The 7,296-nt window shown below is 56.6% G+C and carries 4 protein-coding genes and 2 pseudogenes; 3 read left to right on the top strand and 3 right to left on the bottom strand.

Going from position 1 to position 7,296, the window contains the following annotated elements; all coding sequences use genetic code 11:
* Both CWO91_RS40790 and CWO91_RS40785 read left to right on the top strand, forming a co-directional pair.
* A pseudogene (locus CWO91_RS40790) lies at positions 1 to 458 on the top strand (transposase); the annotation flags it as partial.
* Positions 459 to 1,097: 639 nt separating this feature from the next.
* Positions 1,098 to 2,795: a class I adenylate-forming enzyme family protein gene (locus CWO91_RS40785; RefSeq protein ID WP_245471536.1), complete on the top strand. Its 1,698-nt coding sequence runs from the start codon at positions 1,098 to 1,100 to the stop codon at positions 2,793 to 2,795.
* 276 nt (positions 2,796 to 3,071) lie between these two features.
* Here the strand turns inward: CWO91_RS40785 and CWO91_RS40780 are convergent, their stop codons facing one another.
* Positions 3,072 to 4,349, bottom strand: coding sequence for an aminotransferase class I/II-fold pyridoxal phosphate-dependent enzyme (locus CWO91_RS40780; protein WP_130220959.1), 1,278 nt, complete (start codon positions 4,347 to 4,349; stop codon positions 3,072 to 3,074).
* Between the two features lie 824 nt (positions 4,350 to 5,173).
* Here CWO91_RS40780 and CWO91_RS44870 point away from each other — a divergent pair.
* Positions 5,174 to 5,537, top strand: a pseudogene (locus CWO91_RS44870) (transposase); the annotation flags it as partial.
* A 458-nt stretch (positions 5,538 to 5,995) separates the two neighbouring features.
* Here CWO91_RS44870 and CWO91_RS40775 read toward each other — a convergent pair.
* Complete coding sequence (locus CWO91_RS40775; RefSeq protein WP_130220958.1) at positions 5,996 to 6,550, bottom strand: AMP-binding protein; 555 nt, start codon at positions 6,548 to 6,550, stop codon at positions 5,996 to 5,998.
* Positions 6,551 to 7,037: 487 nt separating this feature from the next.
* Positions 7,038 to 7,296 (bottom strand): M24 family metallopeptidase (locus CWO91_RS40770; RefSeq protein WP_130220957.1); only part of this gene is annotated, 259 nt, incomplete at its 5' end.

Raw genomic sequence — 7,296 nt, 5'->3', positions numbered from 1 at the left:
TGTGCACTTCATGCGCAATGCGCTGGGCCCATGCCGGCAAGAGCGGCCGCCGCGACGTCTCCGCCTTCATCGCCACGGCGTTTGCCCAGGACGATGCCGAGGCCGCTAAAATGCAGTGGCGCAAGGTCTCCGACCAGCTCCGTCCCAAGCTGCCCAAGCTTGCCGGCTTCCTCGACGAGGCCGAAACCGATGTGCTCGCCTACATGACGTTCCCACCGCAGCACCGCACCAAGCTGCACTCGACCAACCCGATCGAGCGCCTCAACGGCGAGATCAAGCGCCGGACCGAGGTCGTCGGCATCTTCCCCAATGAGGACGCCATCGTCCGCCTCATCGGCGCGATCCTGCTCGAACAAAACGATGAATGGGCCGTCCAGCGTGCCCGATACATGACGCTGGAAACCATCGCGCCGTTGAGCGATGATCCAACCGTCAGCCTCCCGGCTATCGCCAGCTGACCAGTCCGGTTCTTGCCGGCGAACGCGGTGTCCACCACCAATTACAACCACGCTCAGGGACACGATCTGAGGATCCTCTTCGAGCTTACTCCGTTGCCGCTCTCGCCGGAGTCGGAACCGGCCGGGTCGCCCTTCTCATAGCTAGATGCGAAGTCAGCTAGGCGCCAACTGTAGCCCCACTAGAGTAGGTAGTGCCTCGATCCTTGTTAATGACGTACGAATTAGCTCGTGGTGACGCAGCTCATTACGATCGGACGCAGCTCATTACGATCGGACGCAGCTCATTACGATCGGACAAGGTGCTCTAATGTCAATTCCGTTGCACGTCTCACGCTCCCTTCAAATAGCGACGAACGCCTCTGCCCAAAAAATACAGGATGTCTCGATTATATGAGCCAGACCGAGTCATAAGGTGTATGCCGTATCGTTCTGCGTTCGCACTGTTCGACCTCGATGCGAGTAAGCAGCTGCGCGCTGCCAGATTCGAGCTCCCCGCGATGGCGGTGCGCCTAATCAACCATCGTGACTCGGTCTCGCACTACCGGACCGGCGGGGCGTTTCTGCCAAATCCGCGACGCGGGCCCTTGCTCTGGTGATCGGCAACCACAGTGAGGCTGTTAAATGTAAAGATTGGGCCCGGTGATCAAGCCTGTCTTTTGTCTCCTGAATCCGAAGCTTCCAATGATGACCACTACAAAATTGACACAAAACCGACTGCAAGAGCGCGTCGCAAGTGCGTTGCGCAAAATCGAGGCGCTGGAATCCGCATATAAGACTGTCACGATTGGACAGCTGGTTTCAATGCAGGCGAGAACGCACGGCTCAACAACCGCAATCGACGTCTTCGAGCGCGGCGAGCGCGCGACCTACTCCGAGATGGACCGATCGTCCAACAAATACGCGAATGCGCTGCGTGCATTCGGTGTACGCAAGCGCGATCGTATTGGAGTGATGCTGCCCAATCGCATCGCATTCCCGATCCTGTGGTTCGCGATCGCCAAGCTCGGTGCGGTGGTGGTCCCGATTCATATACGCTACACACCGAGGGAGATCGAATATGTTCTCAACGATACACAGGCCAAGTTCGCCGTCGTTGACGAGTCGACATGCTCAGTATTCTCGGCGATGGAGCCTTGGCCAAAAGACCTCGCCAAGGAGCGAGTAATCCTCATTGGACAGCCTTCCGACGGGACAGGCACTCCCATGGATCAATTGCTTAATGACATGGACGACACTCCGGTAGAGGAAGATATCCGACCCGACGACCTATTGAACATTCAATATACCTCGGGCACAACGGGCTTTCCGAAGGGCTGCATGTTGACGCATGACTACTGGGGCGTGAGCTCGTGCCAGGGAGCGTGCGGGGACGGGCAGCCGTACCAGAGGTATTTATGTACGCAACCCTTTTTCTATGGCGATGCACAACAATATCTTCTGAAGTCATATCGGCAGGCCGGCACGCTTTACCTGGCTCAGTCACTCAGCTCGACACGCTTCATGAATTGGGTCAGGCAGTACCGCATTGAGTGGTGCTGGTTTCCGGAATTGGTAGCACGCCAAGCCGAAGCCGCCAACGAAGACGGGTCGATATGCCTCAAGCAGACCCTGAATTGGGAGTGGAATCCTGACAACGTACGTAAATTCCGGAAGCGGTTTCGAGTGCGCACCCAGGATGCTTTTGGGATGACGGAAATCTGGTTCGGCACACAAATGCCGATCGACTTTGACGAGATGGCCGACTCGGGCTCTGTTGGCATTCGTGCCCCATTTCGGAACCTGCGGCTCATGAATGACGACGGTACACCCACGCCAATCGGCGAGGTTGGCGAGCTGTGGGTGACCGGTCGTGGAATCTTCAACGGATATTGGAATAGGCCGGAAGCGAATGCCGCCTCGTTCGAAGGCGAATGGTTTAAGACGGGCGACCTGTTGCGGCGCGACAGGTTGGGGTTTTATTGGTGGATAGGGCGCTTAAAGGATATGATCCGACGCTCAGGCGAGAACATCGCTGCGCGCGAGGTGGAGGCAGTCATCCGCGAGATGCCGGAGATTGCGGATGTTGCTGCCGTGCCCGTTGCCGATCCCAAGCGCGGCGAAGAGGTCAAGATTTGCGTGGAGCTGAAAGAAGGTCTCGTGCCAGGCGATCTGCCGCTGGAGCGTATTCTCGAACATGCTCGTGCCGGTCTTGCCGTGTTCAAGGTGCCGCGATACATCACTTTCGTTCCGGTATTGCCTCGAACTATTGCCAGCAATAAGGTTCTTAAACGTGAGCTGATGGCTGTGAACGATCCGCTTACCGGCGCCTACGACTTTGAGGAAAAACGCTGGCGCTGAAGTTGACTTTTCGCAATCCGCAAGCGCTCAGTGGCCGGTCGGAAATTCGCGGGACGCAAAGGTGATCAAGCCACCGCCGGTGTCCCGCCTAAATCCACATCAGTGGTCGGGAAGTATGCTGAAAGACCGCTGTTTCCGCCATCTTGTGGTCGGCGCCGGACTGGCCGGGATCGCGCGAGGGAAGTGCCAACTATTTCGCAAATGCAGATTATCGAACCTATTATAATCATGCTTTAGTCCTACGAGGTAGATCCTCCAAACCCGCTGAACATGGCATCACCTCAGAGGGTACGGCTTTCCCGTTATTTCGGCCACTACTTCCAGGATGCCATCGCACAGCCGCTCTATGTCGCGGACCTCATGATCCGCCGTAATGCACACCCGAATCCCCGCCTTTCCTTGTCCGACAGTTGGGAAGAACGTCACCAAAGTATAGAAGCCGCAATCGAGAAGCTTCTTTGCGATTGGAATCGCATTGGCCTCCGATCCGGTGACGATCGTTCTGATCGGAAGTGAATTTCCTTGCTCGGCGGTTGCGACACGACGGTCAAAGAGGTCGATACGTTGCGCCAATCGCCGCTGCCGCTGCCCGAGCTCCGCCGAGCGGTGGATTTTGCACGACCCAAGCGCCGCGCCAACAGCCGCCAGATTAGGTGTCACTGAAAACGCATAGGGAACTGAGTGCCGTCGAAACAGCGCCTCGTGATCCGCCGCTCCAAGCATCAACACTCCGCCCGATGCGCCGAATCCCTTGGCCAGCGAGCCTGCTATGATAGTTCGCTCACCGAGCACTTGCGAAAACTGAGAGCGGGCAAATCCTTCGCCTTGGCGTCCGAAGATCGATATCCCGTGAGCATCGTCGACATAGAGAAAGAGCCCATAACGTTCCTGGAGCTGACGCAGTGCTTTGATCGGCGAATAGCTTCCCGTGAAATAAACACCATCGCATACATAGGCGACCACCGAATTTTGGCGACACAAGCGTTCGAGAGCGCCGATGTCGTTGTGCACGATAGTTTCCACCCGCGTTTCATCAGCCACCACGGACTTGTGATAAGCGAGCGATATCCGTGCAGAGCGATCGAACACGACGACCGGCTTCCTGTCACCTGTCAATTGACCCGAAGCGAGGATGGGCATCGCGCTCAGATTGGCGAGCATTCCACTGGAAAAGGCGAGGACGCTCGCGCAGAACATCTCAGACAGGATTTCTTCAAGTTCTCCCAGAAGATCGAAATTGAGCCGCGTTCGCGCGCAGGACCAATGCAATGACCGCTGCGCCTCGATCGCCTCGATCGCCCCAGCGACGATCACCGGATGATTGTCCAGGCCTAGGTAGGAGCATCGCACGAAATCAACTACCTGCTGACGACTCTCAAGCGGACCGTTGCCCCACTCAATGGCGCATCCGGTCCTGCGACGTTTCTGGAGGGCCATGAGACCTGTCATCTGGGCTGGATCGAAATATGGCCAGCTCTCGTGGATCACGTGGGCGATGTTCCGAAACTGTTCAGCCGGGTGATCACCATCCGTGGGACCGATCTGTTTTTGCATTTCATTCCATTCTAATTTGCCAACCGACCGCTCAACTGTGCCCGGACGACAGCCAGGCTCGGCGACATCGGGCCGAACTGAAATCCGTGTAAATCTTACGGGCAGCTCGATCGGCCCCCAGCCAAACGAACCAAACCACTGAAAAGCTAGGTTGGGCAGCTACCAAATCAAATAGGACCAGAGCGCTTGAAGGGCTCGTTGCAGCGACGCTGGTGGCAGCCGCGAAGTAGATGCTCTTTCAGTCATACGGGACATTGCGTCGACGCTTGTTGCAACTCACGGTGATACTCGTGCCCGTCCTGTTTGCAGGAGAGGGCTTCACCGCTGGCGTTGATGCAGCGAATGACATCGACGCCACCGCGTCGGCGTCTTGCCGCGTCGATGCCGGCCGAAACCGTTGCAGGGAATTCGCGTTCGGACCTCGCGACGCCTGATGAGTGTTTATCAAGCGGCGAAGCTTTGACCGAAGCTTAGCTTTGTCATTGGGCAAGCATTGCGTACTTCTTGAGGACCCCGGCTTAGCTAGCGTTCGCTGATATTGCTTACGACGCCGACCACATCCGCCTAGCTGTTGCCGAAAAAGCCGCTTAGGACGTGTTCCAACAACATCTCCCGATCGCCGCAAACACACGCTCGACAAGATCTTGCGTGCGGCGCCGCGTCGTCAACTCTTGCTTTAGTCAGCTGAGAGAATTTCGATGCGTGGCAACGCGCAAAAAGAGGGCCCGTAACCGTCGTCGCGAACTGCGTTGGCGCAGGTAGCTTCCCACACGACCTAGCATTACAGTTGCAATTTTTGAAGATTTTTGAATCCATGAGCGACCATAATTCGGGATCTGATGATTGGTAGCGCGTCTGTTGAAGATTCGCTGACGCTGTGGGCTTCGTCGTTGCGAGATGGCAAGCAGCGGATCCCTCCGCTGTTTACACAGGAAAGGTCGCGGACTCGGCGTGGCAATTTCTCGACGGACTGTTGGGCAACGAGTTGGATGGCGGAGGTAGCTGGCGATCCAGGCCCGTGGCGCGGCGATCCTGGGGACGAGGGCAGTGGGATACCGATGCACTACGCAACATTATGCGTGAGTATGCAATGGAAATGCTGGGCGATGAGGACGTGGTCCTGGTCATCGATGAGACAGGCTTTTAGAAAAGGGCAAGACCTCGTGTGGGGGGGCACGCCACCCGACTTGAACCATTCGCCTCAAATGCCGGCGGCATTCGCTTCCGGCCTATTCCAATAGCCTTAAGATCGCACGACCTTTCCCCATAGCTCGCCGACTTGATCGAACGGCGTGGGGCTACCATCCTCGTTTACCAATCGGAGGGCCCGAAATCGAGAGCGAATCCCGACCGAATTGGAGTCCTCCAATCTTCGATGTCGGGCGTCTGTGTGCCGTATCCGATTTCAGTCATCCCGTACCAATCGGAGCTGCGCACTTCAAATCGCTCTCGGAATCGGCGTACTGTGTCAGGACTCCAGCGTCTGGCTAGCTCGACCTGCTTCAGAAAGTCAATCATTCGGTGGTAGCTTCGGGCGGGTTAGCGATCAATTCGGGAAACGGACACCACTCGATGCTGTGCTGCTTAATCCAAGCGATGAAGCGCGTCGACCTGAGCCGCGAAACCAGGTAGAGCGTACCGCCCTGTCAATATAACTTCAGAAGATATATTTTTGTACTGACATAGAAGATGGCGCCGCAGAAGGTATCGCTCGTGCGGCTCATAGTGGTGGACTGACGTGTACGAGGCCACGCCCCAATAATCGTGCGCCAACACGCAGCCCTTCGGAAAGCCCGCCGTGGTGTATTGGTGGCCAGAGGTCGTCTGGGTAAACGTCCTTCGTCCACGGCACGTCCTCGATGCCCTTGAGCAGTTCTTCGAGAGTAGTACCGGCCCCGCCGGAAGGCTGCTCCGACATGAATCACTTGCTCTTTGGGGAGATCTTCCGGCCACGGGTCCATCGCGGAGAACACTTGCCATGCCAATTCATCGACGATCGCGAATTTCGCCTGGGTGTCGTTCAGACTGTAGTCGATCTCCCTGGGCGCGTAGTGCATGTTGACCGGGACCAGCACCGCACCGAGGTTTGCGAACGCGAACCACAGGATCGGGAATTCGATTCGATTGGGCAGCATCACGCCGATGCGATTGCCCTTACGCACTCCGAATGCTCGCAGAGCACGTGCATATTTTCGGAGCAGCGGTCATCTCAGAGTAGGTCGCGCGCTCGCCGCGCTCGAAGATTTCGATCGCTGTCGTTGAGCCGTGCGTTGGCTTGCCCCCCAAACTCCCGACAGGTTCGTACAATTGATGATCACGATCATCTGGAACTGTGGGCCCATGCGGGAAATCGGCGCGCCGCGTTCTGCTTGGTAGAGCTCAGAAAATCAGTCGGTGAGGGCAATGATGTTAAGCGTCAGCAACAGTGAGGCTCCGCAAGGGCTACTGCTTGGGTCCTCTCTTATATCTTGCTCGAGCTGTAGTTCGGAATTGGCGGTATGTAAGTGCTTCCAGTCGGACCTCATCCATGTTCAGGAAAAGGTTTTGCTCACTATTGAGCCGACCAAGGTCAAATGTTTTGAGATTGGATGGATCGCAACGATACACAGCTCAAATACCATTTGAGTTCCCTTTGGAATGCGTGGTCCGTAGAACCGAGCGTTCGGGATTGCTTATGGTATACCAAGGTCAGAGCTGGAAGAGCTTCCGTGGCGCACTCGTCAGAGCCTCTCCGCCAAACTCCGTAACGCGGAATGTCTCGCTGATCACGTAACCGAACTCCTCATCGACCCAGTTGCCAAGCATCAGATGGAAGGTCATGTTCGGCTTGAGCACTGTCGTATCTCCATCCCTGAGGCTCGCGGTCGGTTCCGACCAATCGATGCCAATGGCGTAGCCACAGCGCGATTCCTTCTTGCAGCCGTGTTTTTCAAGCGCGCGATAAAAT

It is taken from the genome of Bradyrhizobium genosp. SA-3 (assembly GCF_004212635.1).
Lineage (GTDB): Bacteria > Pseudomonadota > Alphaproteobacteria > Rhizobiales > Xanthobacteraceae > Bradyrhizobium.
Note: the sequence above shows the minus strand (reverse complement) of the source record. Positions and strands in the feature narration are given on the sequence as shown.